General features: G+C 62.6%; 17 protein-coding genes. 12 read left to right on the top strand and 5 right to left on the bottom strand.

Annotated elements, in window-relative coordinates; genetic code table 11:
* Nucleotides 1-79 precede the first annotated feature (79 nt).
* Entirely contained in the window at nucleotides 80-1,747 is a 1,668-nt protein-coding gene (locus tag JI748_RS08760) for an NAD+ synthase (protein ID WP_201629645.1), read from the top strand.
* On the top strand, nucleotides 1,744-3,072 hold the full coding sequence (gene gltX / locus JI748_RS08755; protein ID WP_201636904.1) for a glutamate--tRNA ligase: 1,329 nt from the start codon (nucleotides 1,744-1,746) through the stop codon (nucleotides 3,070-3,072). Before JI748_RS08760 ends, gltX begins: the two co-directional genes overlap by 4 nt.
* Here the strand turns inward: gltX and JI748_RS08750 are convergent.
* Complete coding sequence (locus tag JI748_RS08750; protein WP_164534993.1) at nucleotides 3,017-4,159, bottom strand: DUF2865 domain-containing protein; 1,143 nt, start codon at nucleotides 4,157-4,159, stop codon at nucleotides 3,017-3,019. The two genes, gltX and JI748_RS08750, sit on opposite strands and share 56 nt — an antisense overlap.
* A gap of 141 nt (nucleotides 4,160-4,300) precedes the next feature.
* Between JI748_RS08750 and JI748_RS08745 the strand changes: the two genes are divergently transcribed.
* From JI748_RS08745 to JI748_RS08700, 10 genes are all read left to right on the top strand, one after another.
* The gene (locus JI748_RS08745; RefSeq protein WP_201636902.1) at nucleotides 4,301-5,314 is read left to right on the top strand and encodes a fumarylacetoacetate hydrolase family protein; all 1,014 of its coding nucleotides are present in this window, start codon (nucleotides 4,301-4,303) and stop codon (nucleotides 5,312-5,314) included.
* Between the two features lie 271 nt (nucleotides 5,315-5,585).
* Nucleotides 5,586-6,962, top strand: coding sequence for a cysteine--tRNA ligase (gene cysS, locus JI748_RS08740; RefSeq protein ID WP_201636899.1), 1,377 nt, complete (start codon nucleotides 5,586-5,588; stop codon nucleotides 6,960-6,962).
* Nucleotides 6,944-7,456 carry an endonuclease domain-containing protein gene (locus tag JI748_RS17540; RefSeq protein WP_325166907.1) on the top strand — a complete coding sequence of 171 codons (513 nt, stop codon included), beginning with the start codon at nucleotides 6,944-6,946 and terminating at the stop codon, nucleotides 7,454-7,456. The genes cysS and JI748_RS17540 overlap by 19 nt, the downstream gene beginning before the upstream one ends.
* Before the next feature lie 75 nt (nucleotides 7,457-7,531).
* The gene (locus JI748_RS08730; RefSeq protein WP_201636895.1) at nucleotides 7,532-7,915 is read left to right on the top strand and encodes a VOC family protein; all 384 of its coding nucleotides are present in this window, start codon (nucleotides 7,532-7,534) and stop codon (nucleotides 7,913-7,915) included.
* Nucleotides 7,902-8,375: a GFA family protein gene (locus JI748_RS08725; RefSeq protein ID WP_201636893.1), complete on the top strand. Its 474-nt coding sequence runs from the start codon at nucleotides 7,902-7,904 to the stop codon at nucleotides 8,373-8,375. The genes JI748_RS08730 and JI748_RS08725 overlap by 14 nt, the downstream gene beginning before the upstream one ends.
* Nucleotides 8,375-8,869: a GFA family protein gene (locus JI748_RS08720; protein ID WP_201636891.1), complete on the top strand. Its 495-nt coding sequence runs from the start codon at nucleotides 8,375-8,377 to the stop codon at nucleotides 8,867-8,869. The genes JI748_RS08725 and JI748_RS08720 overlap by 1 nt, the downstream gene beginning before the upstream one ends.
* 3 nt (nucleotides 8,870-8,872) lie before the next feature.
* The gene (gene cimA, locus JI748_RS08715) at nucleotides 8,873-10,513 is read left to right on the top strand and encodes a citramalate synthase (RefSeq protein WP_201636889.1); all 1,641 of its coding nucleotides are present in this window, start codon (nucleotides 8,873-8,875) and stop codon (nucleotides 10,511-10,513) included.
* 9 nt (nucleotides 10,514-10,522) lie between these two features.
* Nucleotides 10,523-12,793: a LysM peptidoglycan-binding domain-containing protein gene (locus JI748_RS08710; RefSeq protein WP_201636887.1), complete on the top strand. Its 2,271-nt coding sequence runs from the start codon at nucleotides 10,523-10,525 to the stop codon at nucleotides 12,791-12,793.
* 63 nt (nucleotides 12,794-12,856) lie between these two features.
* Complete coding sequence (locus JI748_RS08705) at nucleotides 12,857-13,252, top strand: ArsR/SmtB family transcription factor (RefSeq protein WP_201636885.1); 396 nt, start codon at nucleotides 12,857-12,859, stop codon at nucleotides 13,250-13,252.
* Complete coding sequence (locus JI748_RS08700; RefSeq protein ID WP_201636883.1) at nucleotides 13,252-15,147, top strand: ABCB family ABC transporter ATP-binding protein/permease; 1,896 nt, start codon at nucleotides 13,252-13,254, stop codon at nucleotides 15,145-15,147. Before JI748_RS08705 ends, JI748_RS08700 begins: the two co-directional genes overlap by 1 nt.
* 1 nt (nucleotide 15,148) lies before the next feature.
* Here the strand turns inward: JI748_RS08700 and JI748_RS08695 are convergent, their stop codons facing one another.
* The 4 genes from JI748_RS08695 to JI748_RS08680 all read right to left on the bottom strand — a co-directional run bounded on the left by JI748_RS08695 (nucleotide 15,149) and on the right by JI748_RS08680 (nucleotide 20,499).
* A complete protein-coding gene (locus JI748_RS08695) occupies nucleotides 15,149-15,532 on the bottom strand; it encodes a type II toxin-antitoxin system death-on-curing family toxin (protein WP_201636881.1) in 384 nt (127 codons plus the stop codon).
* Nucleotides 15,533-15,534: 2 nt separating this feature from the next.
* Complete coding sequence (locus tag JI748_RS08690) at nucleotides 15,535-15,774, bottom strand: type II toxin-antitoxin system Phd/YefM family antitoxin (protein ID WP_233280649.1); 240 nt, start codon at nucleotides 15,772-15,774, stop codon at nucleotides 15,535-15,537.
* A 106-nt stretch (nucleotides 15,775-15,880) separates the two neighbouring features.
* Nucleotides 15,881-19,222 carry an efflux RND transporter permease subunit gene (locus JI748_RS08685; protein WP_201636879.1) on the bottom strand — a complete coding sequence of 1,114 codons (3,342 nt, stop codon included), beginning with the start codon at nucleotides 19,220-19,222 and terminating at the stop codon, nucleotides 15,881-15,883.
* An 11-nt stretch (nucleotides 19,223-19,233) separates the two neighbouring features.
* Nucleotides 19,234-20,499: an efflux RND transporter periplasmic adaptor subunit gene (locus JI748_RS08680; RefSeq protein WP_201636877.1), complete on the bottom strand. Its 1,266-nt coding sequence runs from the start codon at nucleotides 20,497-20,499 to the stop codon at nucleotides 19,234-19,236.
* Nucleotides 20,500-20,509: the final 10 nt, after the last annotated feature.

Here is a 20,509-nt window from a genome sequence, read left to right as displayed (position 1 = left end):
GCAATTGGCTTGGCTTGCTCTCACCCGGGCGAGAAGCTAAGTCTGCCGAGCATCTTCCGATTATCAGGCCCGCTCCACCGTGACCGATCAGCTCCGCATTGCCCTCGCCCAGCTCAATCCCAAGGTGGGCGATCTCCAAGGCAATCTGGCGCTTGCCCGCAAAGCGCTTGCCGACGCGAAGGCCGCCAAGGCGGACATCCTAATGTTCTCCGAGCTGTTTCTGACCGGCTATTTCCCGGACGATCTGCTGTTCAAGCCGAAGTTTATCAGCGATGCCGTCGAGGCGGCCCAGGAGCTTGCGCGGGACACCGATCGGAGCGACGTGACGCTGATCCTTCCAACCATCTGGCAGGACAGCAATGGGCTCCACAACGCGGTGATCGTTGCCGAAAACGGCGAGATCGTCGCCGTCCGCCTCAAGCGCGAACTGCCGAACACTGATGTCTTCTACGAAAAGCGCTATTTCACCGCCGGCCCCCTTGCCGAGCCAGTGACCATCAAGGGCGTCTCGATTGGCATTCCGATCTGCGAGGACATTTGGCACCAGTCGGTTTGCGAACACCTCGCCATGCGCGGTGCCGAAATCCTCCTCTGCCCCAATGGCTCGCCCTATTGGCGCAACAAGCAGCATGTGCGCAAAAATCTCGTCCGCGCCCGCACCGGCGAAGACCAAATCCCGCTGCTTTATCTCAACCAGGTCGGTGGCCAGGACGAGCTCGTCTATGACGGCGCCTCTTTCGGCATGGAGCCGGGCGACAAGCTGGTCTTCCAAGGCAAGTCCTTCGAAACCGATTTCATCGTCAGCGATTGGCAGCGCGGCGAGGACGGCTGGACCTGCGCGCAAGGCACGGTGACCGAGCTCACCTCGGTGGACGAAGCGCCATGGCGCGCCTGTGTGCTGGGACTGCGCGACTATGTGCACAAGAATGGCTTCAACCATGTCGTGCTCGGCCTTTCCGGCGGCATCGACAGCGCGGTGGTCGCCGCCATGGCCGTCGACGCCTTCGGGCCGGACAAGGTGCACTGCATCATGCTGCCCTACCGCTACACGTCCGAGGCCAGCATCAAGGATGCCAAGGAATGCGCTGAATTGCTCGGCGTGCGCTACGATGTGGTGTCGATCGGCGATCCGGTCGACCATGCACTCGAACAGCTGGCGCCGATCTTCGCGGATCGGCCATCTGACCTTGCCGAGGAAAACATCCAGAGCCGCATGCGCGGAGTGGTGTTGATGGGGGTGAGCAACAAGCTCGGCTCCATGCTGCTGACCACCGGCAACAAGAGCGAAATGGCGGTCGGTTACGCGACCATCTATGGCGACATGAACGGGGGCTATAATCCGCTCAAGGACATGCTAAAGATGGACGTCTATCGCCTTGCCGCCTGGCGCAATGTCCATCTCCCCGGCGACAGTCTTGGCCCGTCCGGCATGGTCATCCCGCAAAACATCATCGACAAGGCACCCAGCGCCGAATTGCGGCCGGACCAGAAGGACCAAGATAGCCTGCCGCCTTACCCGGTGCTCGATGCATTGCTCACCGCCATGATCGAGGAAGAGCAATCGGTTGCGGACATGGTGGCCGATGGTTTCGAGAGCGACCTCGTGCTGCGCATCCAGCGGCTGGTCAACATCGCCGAATACAAGCGCCGCCAGGCGCCTCCCGGACCCAAGCTCACACCCAAGGCGTTCGGCCAGGGCCGCCGCTACCCCATCACCAATGGCTTCAAGGATACCGTTGTCGGATGAGCGTCACCGTTCGCTGGGCCCCGTCGCCAACCGGCCGCATTCACCTGGGCAATGCCCGCCCGGCTTTGCTGAACTGGTTTTTCGCCCGTCGCCATGGCGGCCGCTACGTGCTGCGCATGGACGACACCGATCTGGCGCGTTCGACCCGCGAATTTGCCGACGGCATCGAAGAAGATCTCGCCTGGCTTGGCGTCACGCCGGACCTGCTGGTCCGTCAGTCCGAGCGGACCGATCTCTACGACACCGCCCGTGACAGGCTGATCGCCGCCGGCCGGCTCTATCCCTGCTACGAAACCGAGGACGAGCTCGACCGCAAGCGGTCCCGCGCCCGCCTCCTCGGCAAGCCACCAATCTACGATCGCGCAGCGCTTGAGCTTTCCGCCGAGGACCGCGCCCGCCTCGAAGCCGAGGGCCGCAAGCCGCATTGGCGGTTCAAGCTCGACGGTCGCCCCGTGCAGTTCGACGACCTGATCAAGGGCCCGCAGACGGTCAACACCGCCTCGATGTCCGACCCAGTGCTTATTCGCGCCGACGGCTCCTACCTATATACGCTTCCCTCGGTGGTAGACGACATCGACCTTGGCATCACCCATGTGATCCGCGGCGAGGACCACGTCTCCAATACCGGCACGCAGATCGAAATCTTCGAAGCCCTGTGCGGCCCGGTCCCGACCTTCGGCCACCACAATCTTCTGACCGACGCTCAGGGGCAGGGCTTTTCCAAGCGCCTCGGCTCGCAGTCTGTCCGCGACTTTCGTGAGGAAGGCTACGAGCCGCTGGCCATTGCCACCGTCGCGACGCTCACCGGCACCAGCCTTCCGGTCGAGCCCTATGCCAGTCTCGATGCGATTGCCGAGCGGCTCGACTTTTCCATGGTTTCGCATGGCTCGGCCCGCTTCGACCCCGCCGAACTCGATGGCCTCAATGCCAAGCTTCTCCACGCCATGCCCTACGACGAAGCGGCTCCGCGCTTGTCTTCCATGGGGCTCGAAGGCGAAGCCATCTGGCTGCTGCTGCGCGAGAACCTGGTCAAATTCCCCGACATCGCGGAATGGTCGAAGATTCTCCTCGGTCCGATGGAGCCGGTGATCGCGCCCGAGGATCAGGATTTCCTGGCGCTCGCCAAGGCGCTGCTGCCGCCCGAGCCCTGGGACGAAACGACCTGGGGGCATTGGACCGAAACGCTCAAGACCACGACCGGTCGCAAAGGCAAGGCCCTGTTCCTGCCGCTGCGCATGGCGCTGACCGGCCGCCACGATGGCCCAGAGCTTAAGAGCCTGCTTGTCCTGCTTGGGCGTAAGGCGTGTCTGGACCGACTACCCTGACCTTCTTGTCGCCGAACTGAACCACGCGCAGCGTCTCGGCCGGTGCCACATTGGCCGGACGCGCCGGCTCGCCCGGGCCGGCAGGACGGGGGCGGGGCAGGGGCACGTCGACCATGGCGAGATCGGTCACCGGCTGGGCGGCCACAGCCGCCTGTACCGGCACCACGCCGCGCGGATCGCGCAGGGGCATGGGAAAGCTCAGGCCATTGATGTCGAGCATGGCCCGGCTACTGCCATCGCCGGTGCTGGCCATGGTCACGGCGCCGTTTGACGTCGGCGTGGCACGGCAGCTGGCGCTTTCGTCGAAGTCGTTGCGATAGGCAAAGGCCTGGGGGAGCGAGGTATACATCTGCCCCGACATGTTGCGCATCTGCTCGGGCTCCTGGCCCGGATTGTCGTAGAAATAGAGCTCGACGGGCGTATTGGGACATGACGCCTGGCAGGTCTGCGCATCGTTGCCGACATAGTCGGTCAGCGTCGAATAGCTGATCGGCCAGAAGTAGCCATCGCTGAGCCGCACGCACACCGTGCGCACGGTCGAATAGCCCTGATACTGCCAATAGTCGCCGCCATCGACGAAATCGCCATCGGTGAAATCGCCTTCCGACGTGGTGCCGAAAATGCGGTCGAAGATCGACTGTCGCTCGCTGCTGAAGGTCGCGCTGGAACCGGCATTGCAACCAAAGCGCGCCATTTCCTGAAGGATCGCCTCGCGCTGCCCGGCCACGGCATTGGCAGTCTCGACCGACTGACTGACCTCGGCATATTGGCGGCGCAGGTCGAGCACGTCGCGAGCAATGAGCTGGCATTGCTGCGTCAGCACCCGTCCGGCCTTGGCATCGTCGTTGCAGCCTTGGCGAATATACTGGCTTTCCGCATCCTGCACCGCGCGCTGCAGCTGGCGCGCCGAATTGGTATTGCCGTCGATCTGACGAAAATCCCCATTGCGGTCGAACTGCGCCAAGGCGCCCTGCAACTGCGCGCATTGCGCGGCTTGCGCATGCGCCGCTTCGACGTCGAGCGCCAAAACGATCAGCGACAACAGGAGAAGGCCAAGAGCGCGCAGGCCGGTCGAAGAAAAAGCCACTAGATATTCCCGTCCATGGGCCGCAACCGTCGCGACCCTTTGGCCCTTAAGACATCGCTAGGACCCATGGCAACATTATAGCTGTGCCCGCGACACCGTGGTAGCGCGTCCGGGTCACTGTCGAGAAGAAGCAGCACGAAGATGAAACTCGCGACCCTCCGCAACGGCCGTCCCGATGGACAGCTCGTGATCGTCTCCAATGACCTCAGCCGCTTTGTCTCGGCAGGCCGCATCGCGCCGACCTTGCAGGCGGCACTCGACGGCTGGGATGCCTTGGCCCCGGGCCTTTCTGCGCTGGCGGCGCAGCTCGAAGCCGGCGAGATTGCCGGGCAGGTGTTCGAGGCCAAGTTGGCGCATGCGCCGCTGCCGCGCGCCTTCCAGTGGATCGATGGCTCGGGTTACATGAGCCACCTCGAACGCGTACGCTCGCTCAAGGGCAGCAAAGATGCCGAGCTGCAATCGGTCCGCCCGCTGCTCTACCAGGGTGCTTCTGATTCGCTTTCCGGACCGACGGATCCGCTGCCCATCTATGGCGATGACCTGGCGCTCGATTTTGAAGCCGAGGTCGCCGTCATCATCGGCGCTGTTCCGATGCGCGCCACGCGCGAACAGGCAAGCGCCGCTATCCGCCTGGTAACCTTGATCAATGACGTCTCCCTGCGCCGGCTGGTGGCCGATGATCTTCAGAACGGATTTGGCTTCTTCCATTCCAAGCCTTCGACCGCTTTTGCGCCGGTCGCCGTGACGCTGGATAGCCTCGGCGAGCGCTGGCGCGACAATCGCCTTCATCTTCCGGTCCGCGTCGAGGTCAATGGCGCCCTTTATGGCCAGCCCAATGCCGGCGTCGGTGTGCATTTCGATTTCGTCGACCTGATCGTCGAGGCGGCACGGACCCGCAACCTTACGGCGGGCACGATCATCGGCGGCGGCACCATCTCCAATGCCCACGATGAGACGCTGCCGATCAAATCGAACGGCATCGGCTTTGCCTGTATCGCCGAGGCGCGGACCGCCGAGAAAGCCAAATTCGGCGGCGCCCGCACGCCTTTCCTCAAGGCCGGTGACGAAGTCCGCATCTTTGCCGTGGACAGCGGCAGCGCACCCGTTTTCGGCAGCATCGCGCAACGCGTCGAGGTCGGTAACATTCCCGTGTAGTCGTTGGGGATGACGCCCGCACGTGAGACGCTTGGATTGTCGCCTCCAAAGCGATTGGGCGACCTTCGGGTCGCCCTCTTTTGTTTTGCGCTTGCTTTCTGCGGCTGGTCCGGCCAATCTCGCGCGCTATGAAGACCCCGTGCACCATTACCTGGTTCATTATTACCTGCTAACCCAAGCGTTGGCGGAGCGGTCTTCTTCATCCTCGTAAGTCAAATGGATAGAACCTCTCCCGCCAGAGCACGATTTCGTCTGGCCAAGAGACTTTCCGATGACGGCAAAGCCGCAGCTTTCGCTCTACAACACGCTCCATCGCGCCAAGGCGCCATTTACGCCGATGGATGCGAGCAATGTGCGGCTCTATGCCTGCGGCCCGACGGTCTATGACTTCGCCCATATCGGCAATGGCCGCGCCGCCATCGTCTTCGACCTGCTGTTTCGGCTGCTGCGTCACACGTTTGGCGCCGAGCACGTCACCTATGTGCGCAACATCACCGACGTCGATGACAAGATCAACGCCCGCGCCTTGCGCGACTTTCCCGATCTGCCGCTCAACGACGCGATCCGCCGGGTGACCGAGACCACGGCTGCGCAATACCAGAAGGACGTCGCAGCCCTGGGCTGCCTCGAGCCGACGGTGCAACCACGCGCCACCGACAATATCGAGGGCATGCAGAAGCTGATCACGACGCTGATCGGCCGTGGTCATGCCTATGTCGCGGAAGGCGAAGTGCTGTTCGCGGTCGACTCCATGGCCGATTACGGTCAGCTTTCGGGGCGCAACCTCGACGACAATCTCGCCGGCGCCCGCATCGCTGTCGACACGCACAAGCGCAATCCGGCTGATTTCGTGCTCTGGAAACTGTCGTCCGCCGACGAACCCGGCTGGAACAGTCCCTGGGGCCGCGGCCGCCCAGGTTGGCACATCGAATGCTCGGCCATGTCGGAGCGTTACCTTGGCGAAACCTTCGACATTCACGGCGGAGGGCTCGACCTCATCTTTCCGCACCACGAAAATGAAATCGCCCAGTCCCGCTGCGCCCATGGCTCGCACGCCATGGCCAATGTCTGGATGCATAACGGCTTCCTCCAGGTGGAGGGCCAGAAGATGAGCAAGTCGCTCGGCAACTTCTTCACCATCCACCAGCTGCTCGAAACGCAAGACTTCGGCGGCCGAAAATGGCCGGGCGAAGTGCTGCGGCTGGCCATGCTGATGACGCATTATCGCGAGCCGATCGATTTCTCCCAGCGGCGCCTTGAAGAAGCGGTGACCCTGCTCGAAAAATGGGAGCGCGCTGCGGGCGACGCCGAGCCGGCATCCGACTTGTCGCCAGACCTCGTCGATCGCCTCGCCGATGATCTCGACACGCCCGGCGCCATCGGCCGCATCCATGCCCTGATCATGGACGAGGGCAGGGCCGCCGACGGCCTCTCGCTGGCTGCGTTGATGGGCATCCAGATCAAGCGCGAAGTGGCCGAGGACACGGGCGTCGCGAGCAAAGTTGCCGAACGCCTCGATGCGCTCAACAGCAAGGATTTCGCCAAAGCTGACGCCATCCGGAAGGATCTGGCCGAGCAAGGGATTGCCTTGATGGACTACAAGGATGAAGCTGGCCAGCGGCAGACGAAATGGGAGGTGAAGCGGTGACATTGGACACAACCCCTCACCCGTCTCGGCCTTTGGCCGAGCCACCCTCTCCCGCAAGGGGAGAGGGGGAGCCCGCGCCAACCACGGAGCCCCCTTCTCCCCTTGCGGGAGAAGGTGCCCAAAGGGCGGATGAGGGGGACGACGTTTCCGCAAACGCGAGGCTCAAGACCTTCGCCCGCAGGATGCGACACGAGCCAACCGAAGCGGAGCGGAAGCTTTGGCAACTTCTGCGCAATCGACGCTTTGCGGCATTCAAGTTTCGACGCCAGGAGCCGATCGACCACTATATAGCTGATTTTGTTTGCTATTCAGCCCGGCTGATCGTCGAAGCAGACGGTTCGCAACACGCCGACAGCAAGGGCGATGCCACTCGCGACAACTATCTGCGGTCGCAAAGCTTCCGCCTGTTCCGCGTCTGGAACAATGATATTCTCGCGCGGCCCGAACACGTCGCCGACGCGATCTGGGCACGCTTGCAGGAGCAGCAATCATGATCGCTTTGCGGCTCCTGACATCGGCTGACGCGACTTATCGCTTTCGTGGCCTTCTTTAACGCAAGGAGACTTCCCATGATCGATCACACTGGCATCTTCGTTTCCGACTGGACCCGCGGCCGCGCCTTCTATGACGCTGTTTTCGCGGCGCTCGGGGGCAGTTGCATGTCCGAGATACCGACCGAGTATACCGGCGGCGTCCATGTCTGCGGCTATGGTCGGGACGTGCCTGTCTTCTGGCTGAGCGAAAGCAAGGACGCGGGCCCCGGGCGTCACACGGCATTCGCTGCCCGCACCCGCGCCGAAGTGGACGCCTTCTATGCAGCGGCGATTGCTGCGGGCGGCAAGGACAATGGCGGGCCCGGTATCCGGACCGAGTACAGCCCCACCTACTATGCCGCCTTCGTCTACGATCCGGACGGCAACAATATCGAAGCAGTGTGTCATGCCCCCCAGTGATGCCCATACTGGTGGCTGCCAATGCGGCGCGGTGCGCTTTCGCGTGACGCGCCTGGGGCGGCCGTCGATCTGTCATTGCCGCATGTGCCAGAAAGCGTTCGGCGGGTTCTTTGGCCCGCTGGTGACGGCGCATAACGCCACCTGGACCCGTGGTGAGCCCAAGTGGTTTCAGAGCTCGGATGCCGCTCGCCGCGCCTTTTGCGGCGAGTGCGGCACCCCACTTGCCTATGAAACGCGCTTCGGACTCGAACTGGCGATCGGCACTTTTGACGACCCGACCGTGGCCGCGCCGGAAATCCAGGTCAATCCGGACGACAAGCTGCCCTTCTTCGATACGCTGACCAGCATCCCGGTGCGGCACGAGGTCAGCGACGAGTGGCGCGACTTCATGGCCGGCATCCACTCCAACCAGCATCCGGACCACGACACCGAGGCCTGGCCGCCCAAGGGAGACGCCTGATGGATCGCGTGGATATAGCGGTCAGCGGCGGCTGCCAGTGTGGCGCGGTGCGCTACCATGCGACGCAAATGCTGGACAATGCCCATATCTGCCATTGCCGCATGTGCCAGAAGGCGGCGGGCAACATCTTTATTGCCCTGGTCGCAGCGCCGAAGGAAGCCGTGACCTGGACGCGCGGCACGCCGGGGCGCTTTCGCAGCTCCGATCACGTCGATCGCGGCTTTTGCGCCCAATGTGGCACGCCTCTTTTTTACGAAACGATTAACGGCGACCGCATCAACTTCACCATCGGATCGCTCGACCACCCCGAGCTTTTCCCGCCCAGGACCAGCGATGGCAACGAGGGCAAGGTGCCCTGGTTCGAGAGCATCCTCAGCCTTCGCGACAACGGAACGACCGGGACCGGACCGGATGACGATGCCGCCTGGGCCGCTGCCATCGCCAACAGCAATCGTCAGCATCCCGACCACGATACCCAAGTCTGGCCTGAGTAGACCATGTCCCGCACCCGCCTTTATCTCTTCGACACCACCCTGCGCGACGGTGCGCAAACCGCCGGCGTCGAATTCTCGCTGGAGGACAAGATCGCCATCACCGAGATGCTTGAGCAGCTGGGTGTCGACTATATCGAGGGCGGCTATCCCGGGGCAAATCCGGTCGACACGTCCTTCTTCGAACAGCGCCGCACCAAAAGGGCGACTTTCACCGCCTTCGGCATGACGAAGAGGGCAGGGCGCTCGGCGGACAACGACCCCGGCGTGCAGGCACTGCTTCAATCCAAGGCCGATGCGACCTGCTTCGTCGCCAAGGCCTGGGACTATCAGGTTGAGCTGGCGCTGGGCTCAACCACGGAAGAGCACCTCGAAGGCCTGGCCGATACGGTGCGCGTTGCCGCCGCTGCCGGCAAGGAAGTGCTGATCGATCTCGAACACTTCTTCGATGGCTACAAGGCCAATCCGACCTATGCGCTGGCCTGCGTCACGACGGCCCTCGACGCTGGCGCCCGCTGGGTTGTCCTTTGCGACACCAATGGGGGCACGATGCCGTCGGAAGTGCGCGAAATCGTTAGCGCGGTTCTGTCACATGCGCCGGGTGAAAAGCTCGGCATCCACCCCCATGACGATACCGGCCAGGCGGTCGCCAATGCGCTCGCGGCCATCGAAATGGGGGTCTGCCAGGTCCAGGGCACGCTCAATGGCTTGGGCGAACGCTGCGGCAACACCAACCTCGTTTCGCTGATTCCGACCTTGGTGCTTAAACCTTTCTATGCGCAGCGTTTCGAGACCGGCATCACACCCGAGCGGCTTGCGCGCCTGACCCACATTTCTCGCGCCTTCGACGATCGTCTTAACCGTGCCCCGGCCCGGCAGGCGCCCTATGTCGGCGCCTCGGCCTTTGCCACCAAGGCGGGCATCCATGCTTCCGCTCTCCTCAAGGATTTCTCGACCTACGAGCATGTTACGCCCGAAAGCGTCGGTAACGAGCGAAGCATCATGGTCTCGCAACAGGCCGGCAAATCCAATCTTCTGACTGCTCTGGCGCGGCACGACATTCGCATCGAAAAGGACGATCAGCGCCTGGAAAAGCTGCTGGCCGAAGTCAAGCAGCGCGAGGCCTTCGGCTATTCCTATGACGGCGCCGACGCCTCGTTCTGCGTGCTGGCGCACGAGGTTCTGGGCACGCTGCCAAGCTTCTTCCAGGTCGAGCATTATCGCGCCATGGTCGAGCGCCGCCACAATGCGCAGGGCGAGGAAATGACGGTCACCGAAGCCGTGGTGAAGCTGCGCATCGACGGCGAACTTTTGATGTCGGTGGCTGAAGGCAACGGCCCCGTCAACGCGCTGGACCAGGCCCTGCGCAAGGACTTGGGCAAGTATTCTGCGCTGATCGAGGATGTCGAACTCGCCGACTTCAAGGTCCGTATCCTGGACGGCGGCACGGGCGCGGTCACCCGTGTACTGGTCGAAAGCCGCGACGGTTCCGGCGAGCGCTGGGTCACCATTGGCGTTTCGCCCAATATCATTGATGCGTCCTTTGAAGCTCTGTATGAATCCATCACATACAAGCTGTTGAAAACAGAAGCGGCTCTGGTTTCGACGGTAACGGCACAACGTCGGCCAGCATTGGTGGCCGGCTGATCTGGACTTGTGGAGAATAAACTGGCCGACACCGCTTCGAAACGACCACTCGCCCTGACCATTGGGGCCGCCGCGGTCACCTTAGTCGTTATTCTTGGCGTGTTGACCGGCCCTTCCGTCGTCACCTGCTTCAACAGCCCCGACGGCATGGGACAGTGTCTCCGCGGCCGAATGGTCGATGTTGGCTTGATCCCCGCGCCGCCCGCTGCCGCAGTCGCCGATACCGAAGCGACCGAAGGCGTCGGCGATGCTGAACCGTCTGAGGCGGCACAAAGGCCAGAAGCTGCTGTTACCGCTGAGCCATCGCTCGATGTGACACCACCGGCTGAGACCACCGTCAACGATGTGGTTGCGGCCACATTCGGGCTGTTGCGAGCGGAGCCCGATGGCTCCATCGTCATCGCCGGAAGCGGTACGCCCGGCAGCGAGGTCGAGCTTTTCGCCAATGGCGAGCCACTCGGCGTAGCCACGGTGGAACAGAGCGGCGACTGGGTCTTCGTGCCCGATGAGCCACTGCCACCCGGCGGCCTTGAAATCACCCTGGGCGAAACCGGCAAGCCGGGCACCGCGGCAGAATCGTTTATCGTCGTTATCGACGAAGACAAGACCACTCAGCCACTGGTGGTCGCCAGCACGCCTGGGCAAGCCAGCGAAGTGCTGCAAGGCCTGACTGCTCCGGAAGATCTCGCCCTCGCGGAAGCAGAACCCGCACCGGAGCCTGTTGCTGAAGAAGCACCTGAGCCTGCTGCTGAAGACACATCTGAGGCCGCCATTGCCGAGGCTGCAGAAGCGGAGCGAGCGGCTGACGTTGCCGACGCAACTGCCATCACTCCCGAGGAGCCGCAAGTTGCAGCAGCCGAGGAGCCAGAAGCGGCCGTAAGCGAAGGGACGGAAACAGCAGCCCCTGACATGACAGTGGCCGCGCTCCCGCAGGCGGACCAACCGGCAGTGTCTCCAGCCATCGAACCGGACCCTGCGCCACAAGCCACCGACGCCACGAGCCCGGCTGAACCAGAGGTCGAAGTACCCGCCGGAACTCCCCAAGTGGCAGCCGAGGAGCCTGTCGTTGTCGCTGGTGAGCCGGAAGCCCCTGCCGTAGCCCAGGCGCAATTACCGGCTGCTGAGGTCGAGGCGCCCGCGGTCGCGACCGTGGAAGAGCCGGTGGAAGAAGCTCCTCAAAGAGAGGCTGTCGCAGCTGTTGCCGATACGCTGCCGCCCACCATCGACGCCATCGAAAAGGAAGGAAATCGCACCTTCTTTGCCGGCGCCGGGCCGGAAGGCGGCACGGTGCGCCTCTATGTCGACGACCAGTTCGTGGCCGATGCCGAAGTGGAGGATGGCCGCTGGCTGGTGGAAGCCGGTGATGTGCTCGACAAGCCCAACCAGCGGGTGCGAGCTGACCTGCTGCGACAGGGTTCGGCCGACGTTGCCGCCCGCGCAGAGGTCAACTTCGTGGTTGAACTTCCCGAGGCCGACCAGCCGATCGTCGTTGCCCAAGCGGACCAAGAGCCTGCGGAGGCAGAGCCGGTCGCACGATCTGCTGCTCCGGCAGACGAGCCAGCACCGGCGGACGCAGTCACGCCCGCTCCAACAGCACCGGCCGATGTGACCGCTACGCCTGCGGAGCCCGCATCTGCAACGCCGATGCCCCAGCCCTTGCCTCAAGCTGAACAGCCAACGCCGGCTGCCGCAACTCCGGCGCCGTCCGCAGCGGCACAGGCTCGACCCGAAGCGGAGCCGGAGCCCTTTGCGGCAGCGCCAGCAGCAGAGCCAGCGACACCTGCTGCGCCTGAACCAGAATCGGCACCTCGGCCCAGGCCGTCCGTGCCCGCCCAGCCGGCAAGGTCGCCTGCAGCAACCAACCAGCCGGCCACCGCGGCGCCTGCGCCTGATGCAGAGCCAGCCGACCCTGTCGAACCGGCAGCTGACGCTGCCCCAGCGGCCCAGCCTGCGGTTGAACCGGCCACACCCGTCGAGCCAGCGCCGGCAATCCCTCAGCCTGTGGCCGAGCCGGCGCCCGTCGCTCGGCCCGAGCCTGTCGCCGAACCAGAACCCGATGTGCCCACCATGGTTGCCGTATCGCTTGGCGATCCGGAGGCGCAGCGTTTTGCTTCGGGCAAGGCCATTATCCGCCGCGGCGACAATCTCTGGACCATTGCGCGCCGTGTTTATGGCGAGGGCATCAAGTACACGACGATCTACGATGCCAATACCGGCCAGATCCGCGATCCGGATCGTATTTATCCCGGCCAGGTCTTTGATTTGCCCGAAGGCCTTTAATAATCCAAACGGCGCCTGCGGGCGCCGTTCCCATGGGGATTGACCTTTGCCGGCAAACTCCCCATGTTCCATCGCAATCCACCGATCAAGCATGAGCCCGGGCGTTTTCGCGCCTCGACCATGCGCAGACAAGCGGCGCCCATGCGAGACGACGACATTGCCAATATCATGCGGGCTCTTGGCCATCCGGTCCGGCTCGAAATCTTGCGGATCCTCGCCAGCCAGCAGGGGCAATGCTGCTGTGGCGATGTCACCGAAAGCCTAACCCTGGCTCAGTCGACCGTGTCGCAGCACATCAAGGTCCTGCTCGATGCCGGCCTGATCACGCGCAAGGCGCAAGGCACCCGCAATCGCTACTGCATCAGCCACGACAAGCTTGGAGAACTCAATTCCGCTTTTGGCGGGCTCCTGCAAGGTCTTGCCCCGCTTGTTGCGAGCAAGGAAGCGGAACCCGCCTGATGTCCCTAGACAGTCCTGAAAAGAAGCCGTCCGTCAGCGCGGACGAAGGCTCCGTATTCTCCACAGTTCGCAATCTCTGGCCTTATATGTGGCCCGAGGGGCGGCCCGATCTCAAGCTTCGCGTCAGCCTCGCCATCGCGGCGCTTCTGGCCAGCAAGGTCGCCACGACGCTGGTTCCCTTCGCCTATAAGGGCATCATCGACAGCCTCGATGGCAGCACCCCAAATACTGCGATGATCCTCGGCATGGCGGTGCCAATCGTCCTTGTCATCGCCTATGTGCTGGGCAACATCATCGATGCCGGCTTCCAGCAGCTGCGCGACGTTCTCTTCGCCAGTGTCGGCCAGCACGCGGTGCGCAAACTGGCGCTCCAGACCTTTCACCACATGCACCGCCTGTCGCTGCGCTTCCACCTGCAGCGGCGCACCGGCGGGCTCTCCCGCGTCATCGAGCGGGGCACGAAGGGCATCGAAACGGTTGTCCGTTTCGCCATGCTCAACATCGCGCCCACGATCGTCGAATTCGTGGTGGTTGCCGTCATATTCGTCTGGCTCTTCGGGATAAGCTATCTCGGCGTCCTCGTGGTGATGATCTGGGCCTATCTCTACTTCACCATCAAGGCTTCCAACTGGCGCATCAGCATTCGCCGCCAGATGAACGACAGCGACACCGATGCCAATGGCAAGGCCATCGACAGCCTTCTCAACTTCGAAACGGTGAAGTATTTCGCCAATGAGAAGATGGAAGCCGAGCGCTTCGACAACGCCATGGCCGGCTACGAACGCTCCGCCATCCGCATCTGGACCTCGCTGGGCTTCCTCAATTTCGGCCAGGCCATTATCTTCTATGCCGGCTTCCTGATCATCTCGATCATGTCGATCATGGGCGTGATGAACGGTACGCTGACGCTGGGCGACTTTGTCCTGCTCAACACTTTCCTCATGCAGATCTACCGGCCGCTCAACTTCATCGGCTTCGTTTATCGCGAATTGCGGCAGGGCCTGACCGACATCGAAGAAATGTTCAAGCTGCTCGACCGCGACCCCGAGATCACTGACAAGCCTGGCGCGGGGCAGCTCGAAATCACTGGCCCGGTCATCCGCTTTGAGGACGTGCATTTTCATTACGATCCCGATCGCCCGATCCTTATGGGCGTGAGTTTCGAAGTCCCGGCAGGCAAAACCGTCGCCATCGTTGGACCAACGGGTGCCGGCAAGTCAACGATCTCGCGGCTGCTGTTCCGGTTCTATGATGTTGTCGGCGGCCGCATCACCATCGACGGGCAGGACCTGCGCGACGTGACGCAGGAGAGCCTCCGCTCGGCCATCGGCATGGTGCCGCAGGACACGGTGCTGTTCAACGACACCATAGGCTACAATATCGAATACGGGCGTCCCGGCGCCTCCGAAAAGGAAATCAGGCAGGCCGCTGCCATGGCGCAGGTTGGTAGCTTCATCGAAGCGCTGCCCAAGGGGTATGACACGCCGGTGGGCGAGCGTGGCCTGAAGCTCTCCGGCGGCGAGAAGCAGCGCGTGGCGATCGCGCGCACCATTCTCAAATCCCCTTCGATCCTGATCCTCGACGAAGCGACGTCGGCGCTCGACACCAAGACCGAGCGTGACATCCAACAGGCGCTCGACGTCGTCTCGCGCAATCGAACCACGGTGGTGATTGCCCACCGGCTGTCGACAGTGGTCAATGCTGATGAAATCTTGGTGCTGCGCGAAGGCCAGATTGCCGAACGCGGCAGCCACTTCCAGCTTCTGGCGCAGGACGGCCTCTACGCCCAGATGTGGAACCGCCAGCGCGAAGCCAGCGAAGCAGCAGAGCTTCTGGCGCGTACCCAGGAAGACCCGGATGGCTTTGTAAAGCGGGGTACCCCGGCGGCGGAGTAGGCTATGAGGCCGGCGTCGTGTGCATGTGAAGCCAAGTCTCTATCACTTCCTTGCGGAAGGTGCCTGCCTCCAGGTTGCTGTATATGAACTCGATCCACTCGTCTTCAGTCCCTGTGGGCTCAGTCTGGTTGAGCTGCAGGAACAGGATGGTGCAGGCAAACGCCACCCGCTTGTTGCCGTCGATGAATCCGTGGTTCATGGCCAAGCTCTCCCAAAGAGCAGCGGCTTCTTCGATAAGATCGGAGTAATAGCCCGTTTGCGGCCGCAACAAAGCTGACTCGATTAGTCCTAAGTCACGAACGCCTTTGGCGCCGCCATATTCAAGAAGCTGCTGCTCGTGGATCCAGAGTGCATCATCCAACGATAGGTAGGTCTTGCTGGCCATGGCTACTTAGCCAAAGCTTCGTAAACCCGCCCCCAGCGCTTCAGACTGTCGTTATGAAGCTTCTGTACCAACGGGTTGACGCGAGGTCCGGCGCTGGCAGCTTGCAGCCGTGCATATTGCTCCGGGGACAATACCACAGCAACGTCCCGCCCATTTTTCTGCACATGCACCGGCCCGGCTTGTGCCATCTCCAGCACCTGACCAAACTTGTTCTTCGCATCGGTTGCGGAAATCTCGGCCATCTGAACTCTCCGGCTAAATTAGCTATTTTGGATATCTAACATAGGTCAGACAAAAAACAAGGCCCGCATTGCTGCGGGCCTTTTTGCATTTGGCACTGGCCGGAGCTTACTCTGCCGCATCCCTGCGGCTGACGACGGTGACACCATTGGCTTCTTTCTCCACGAGGCCCACGTCCTTGGAGACGATGTAGCGGCGCGAACCGTCGGCGTCTTCGGGGACTTCGAGCGCCATGCCGTCGAAGCCGGCGGGGGTTGCCATGGCAGGCTTGCGGCGGAACGGGCTGGCGATCCAGCCGCCGAGGCGGGCGAAGATCGAGCCCAGCCACTTGATCTGCGCCCACATGACCGTCGGGGCCGTGATCATCACCGGCACCATGATGAGGGTCAGGAGCGTCGAGAAGAAGAGGCCCGACACCAGCGCGGCCGACAGGTGGATGAACCACGATCCGGCGAGGCCGCCGATAACGATCTCGCGGCGGATGAAGTCGAACTCGACATTCGCCCACATCGGGATCACGCCCAAGGCGGTAAGGAAGGCGGTGAGCAGCACCGGACGCACGCGCTGGCTGACGGTCAGCAACATCGCCTTAACAGCTTCCACGCCCTCATGGCGGTGGTAGTCGTTATAGGTATCGATCAGAACGATACCGTTCTTCACCACGATGCCCGCCAGCGCCACGATGCCGAGCCCGGTCATGATAGCCGAGAAGGTCATGCCCGTCGCCAGCATGCCAAGCAGCACGCCGGCCACCGACATGACGACGGTCGAGAGCGTCACCAGCACCTGGTAGAAGCTGTTGTACTCGAGCAGCAGCACGAAGAAGATGATGGCCATGGCCATGCCCAGGGCCTGTACGATGAACGCGTTTGCATCGCCCATCTGTTCTTCGGCACCGCCGAAGACGACGTTGACGCCTTCGGGGAAGTTCTGCTCGCTGATCCAGGTCTGGAGCTCGGCGACCTTGTCGGCAGCGTAGACGCCCTCGGGCAGGTTGGTGAGGCCGGCTGCGACATTCATCACATAGACCTGGTTGCGGCGCTCGATATTGGCGACCTTGGGCACGGCGGTACGGTCGATGAAGTTGCTGACCGGAACCAGGCCCTGCGGCGTGGCAATGCGCATGGAGTCGAGCGCGTCGAAGGTGCGCTCTTCTTCAGGCAGGCGAACACGGATGTCGAGTTCGTCGCCGGTTTCGCTGTCGCGGTAGGTGCCGAGTTTTACGCCCGAGGTGATGAGCTGCACATAGGGGGCAAGCTCGCGCACGCCGATGCCGTATTTGCCCGCTTCCGCGCGATCAACGGTGATCTGCCAGTCGATGCCGGGGGAAGGGCGGCCGTCTTCGGCGTCGACCACTTCAGGCCAGGTCGCCAGCTTATCGCGGATGGCCGTGACCACGGGAACGAGGTCGTCGTAATTCTCGCTCTCAACGCGCATGTTGAGGTCCTTGCCCGCGGGCGGACCGTTTTCGGCCGCGAGGAGCTGGATGTCGAGACCAGCAAAACCGGAAACGCGTTCGCGAATATCGGCAAAGATTTGCTCGGCCGGAACGCGATGGTTCCAGTTGGTGAACTGCAGCTGGAAATTGCCGATCGTGTCGGGCGGCGTCGTCGAGAATGCGCCGGTCGAACCAAACTGCATGATCACGTCCTGGATGCCGTTGACCTGCACCAACTCGTCCTCGATCTCCATCAGAAGGTCGCGGATTTCCTCAGGCGAGTAGTTGCCGCGGCCGACGACGGCGACGGTGGCGAACTCCGGCTCGGATGCGGGGAAAGCCTCGGTGCCGGTCGGGTTCATCGCATAGGTCACAAAGATCGTGGCGATGATGCCGAAGCCGACTGCCAATGTGGGCAGTGGCCAATGCAGGAGCTTTTCCATGATGCGGACATAGATGCCTGTAAGGCCGCCGACCTTCTTGGAGTCGAACTTGTCCGGATACATGACGATATCCGCCTTGGCCTTTTCCTTCTCGTCCACATGGGTCGAGGCGATGATCGAGCCGATCACCGGCATGAAGATCAAGGCCGAAATAAAGGACGCGATCATGACGATGATCACGATGGTCGGCAGGTAGCTCATGAACTTGCCGATAATGCCCGGCCAGAACAGCAGTGGCACAAAGGCGCCGAGCGTCGTGGCGGTCGCGCCCACCACAGGCACGAACATCTTGCGCATGGCCATGATGAAGGCCTCGCGCTTGGGCACGCCCTCCATGAGCTTTCGCTCGGCATATTCGACGACCACGACAGGGTCGTCGACCAGCACGCCCACGGCAATCACGAGGCCGAACATCACCATCATGTTGATGGTCATGCCCAGCATTTCTGCCACGAGGAACGCCATCATGAAGGACAGCGGAATGGACAGACCGATCATGATCGCCGGACGGACGCCAAGCGTTGCGACGCAGGTGATCAGCACCAGAGCAACGGCGGTCAGCACGGCCGCTTCGAGCGAGCGGAAAAGGCTCTGGGTGGTTTCGGCCTGATCAAGGAAGAAGGAGTAGCTGACCCCGCTGGGCCATTCCTTGGCGATCTCTTCGGTCGTGGCGCGAACCTTGTCGGACACGTCGATGATGTTGGTGCCAAGCTTTTTGCTGACGCCAAGGATCAGGGCAGGGGAGCCGTTGACCTGGGTATATTCGGTCGCATCGGCCAGGCTGCGGGTGATGGTTGCAACGTCGCCAAAGGTGACGATGGTGTTGCCATCAGTCTTGAGCGGCAGGTTGTAGACGTCCTCGGCATTGGTGATGAGGCCGGGGACTTCGATGTTGAACGAGCCCTGTCCGGTGTTGAGCGTGCCGCCCGGCACGACCATGTTATTGCGGGCAAGGGCATCGAACAGCTGATTGGCGGTGAGGCCATAGGTTTCAAGGCGCAGGAGATCGACGCGGACCTCGAGCTGCTCGTCGCGCGCGCCGGAAAGCGTCGCTTCGCGCACATCGCCGATTGCTTCAAGCGCGTCCTGCAGCTGCTCGGCGCGGCGCACGAGTTCCTTTTCCGGTGCATCACCGTAAACGGCAACCGAAATGACGGCGCCGCCGACCAGATCGACTTCGGAAACGGTCGGGTCCATGGCGTCGGTCGGCAGCTTCGCCTTGATCGCGTCCATGCGGGCGCGCGTATCCTGCAGCGCCTGGTCCTTGTCGGCATTGATGTCGAACTCGAGGAAGATCGAGGCGTGGCCGGTCGTCGAGGTCGAGGTGATGTTGGAAAGGTTCGGAAGATTGGCCAACTCCTCCTCAGCCGGCTTGGCGAGGAGGTTTTCGGCATCGCGGGGCGACACGCCGGTCTGGGTGATCGAAACATAAAGGTAGGGGATGTCGATCGCCGGGAAGCTTTCCTTAGGCATATTCACATATGCCGCCGTACCGGCGCCCAGGATCAGCAGCATGATCGTCAGGACGACGCGCGGCATCCTGAGAACTCGTTCGATGAAATCGAGCATGACAGCGATCCTTAGCTGGCGGTGGCTTCAGCAGAAACGGCCACCGGGCTGGCATCGACTGCCTGTCCGGAGGTAACATTTTCCTGGCCCACGGTGATGACATCGGCGACGGCCGGCAGGCCAGTCACCCAAATGCCCTCGCGGGTGTCGTTGACAATGGTCACGGGATGGAAGGCAACGACGCCGTCTTCCACGGTGCGAACACCCAGGGCGCCGTCATCGTCGAGCGTCAGCACCGATTGGGGCAGGAGATGGCCCGGAGCAGTGCCGATATTGACGACCGCTTCGGCAGTGACGCCATCGCGGATAGCGAAGTCATCATTGGGGATCTCGATTTCAGCCGGGAAAGCACGCGTCGCCGCGTCGGCAACCGAAGAGATATAGGTCACCTTGCCCTCGACAGTCTGACCCGTCACGGTCTTGATCGTTGCGTCGAGCCCGGTATGCGCGAGGCCGATATGTGCCTCGGGAACCATGCTGGTGAAAACCATCGGGTTCAGTTGCACGATGGTAGCGCACGGAGAGCCTGCACTTAGCATCGAGCCCTGGATAGCCACCGGGTCCTGCACGAGGCCTTCAACCTTGGCAACAATCTCGGTGCGGTCGAGTTCGGCCCGGGCATTGTCGAGACCAGCCTGGGCCTGAGTGACACCGGCGCGGGCCTGGGCCAGGGCAACCTCAGCGGCGTTTGCGGTGTTGGCGGCAGCAAGCCCACGCTCACGCAAATCGACATTGGTGCTGGCATTGAGTTCGGCTTGCGCAAGGGCAGCATTGGCCTGTTCGAGCCCAGCTTCGGCCTGCGCGACGGCGGCGGCACGGGTGCCCTGGTCGAGCGTGCAAAGCGGATCGCCCACTTCGACGCGCTGGCCCTTGGTGACATGCACAGTGTCAACAGTGCCGGCAGTCTCCGCTACGGCGGAAACGGTGGCCCGCGCTTGAGTGCGGCCGCGCAATGGCACTTCGATCGGCATGGGCTGAGCGGTAAAGCGCGCGGTACGGACGCTCTGCTTGGGCGCCGAAGCGCCAGTCGTTTCCTCGATCCGCTGCGCAATGGTGAGGGCAGGGTCGACCTCGGGCTCATGGGGGTGAGCCAAGACGCCTGCGTCACTCAGTGCCGTGGCGATGGGGCCGTGTTCTTCCCCCTCGATGACGGAAACGATGGGCTTTTCACCATTGCCGGGACCCTGTCCACCCTGCACCAGGGTGCCGGTAGCCAGCCAGCCGCCCGCAAGCAGCAGAAGGCAAAGGGCCAGGCCATAAGAAAAGAATGCTCGCATGAGGTCGCCC

The organism is Devosia rhizoryzae, assembly GCF_016698665.1.
GTDB classification, from domain to species: domain Bacteria; phylum Pseudomonadota; class Alphaproteobacteria; order Rhizobiales; family Devosiaceae; genus Devosia; species Devosia rhizoryzae.
The sequence above is the reverse complement of the archived record's forward strand: the minus strand, read 5'-3'. Positions and strand labels throughout refer to the sequence as shown.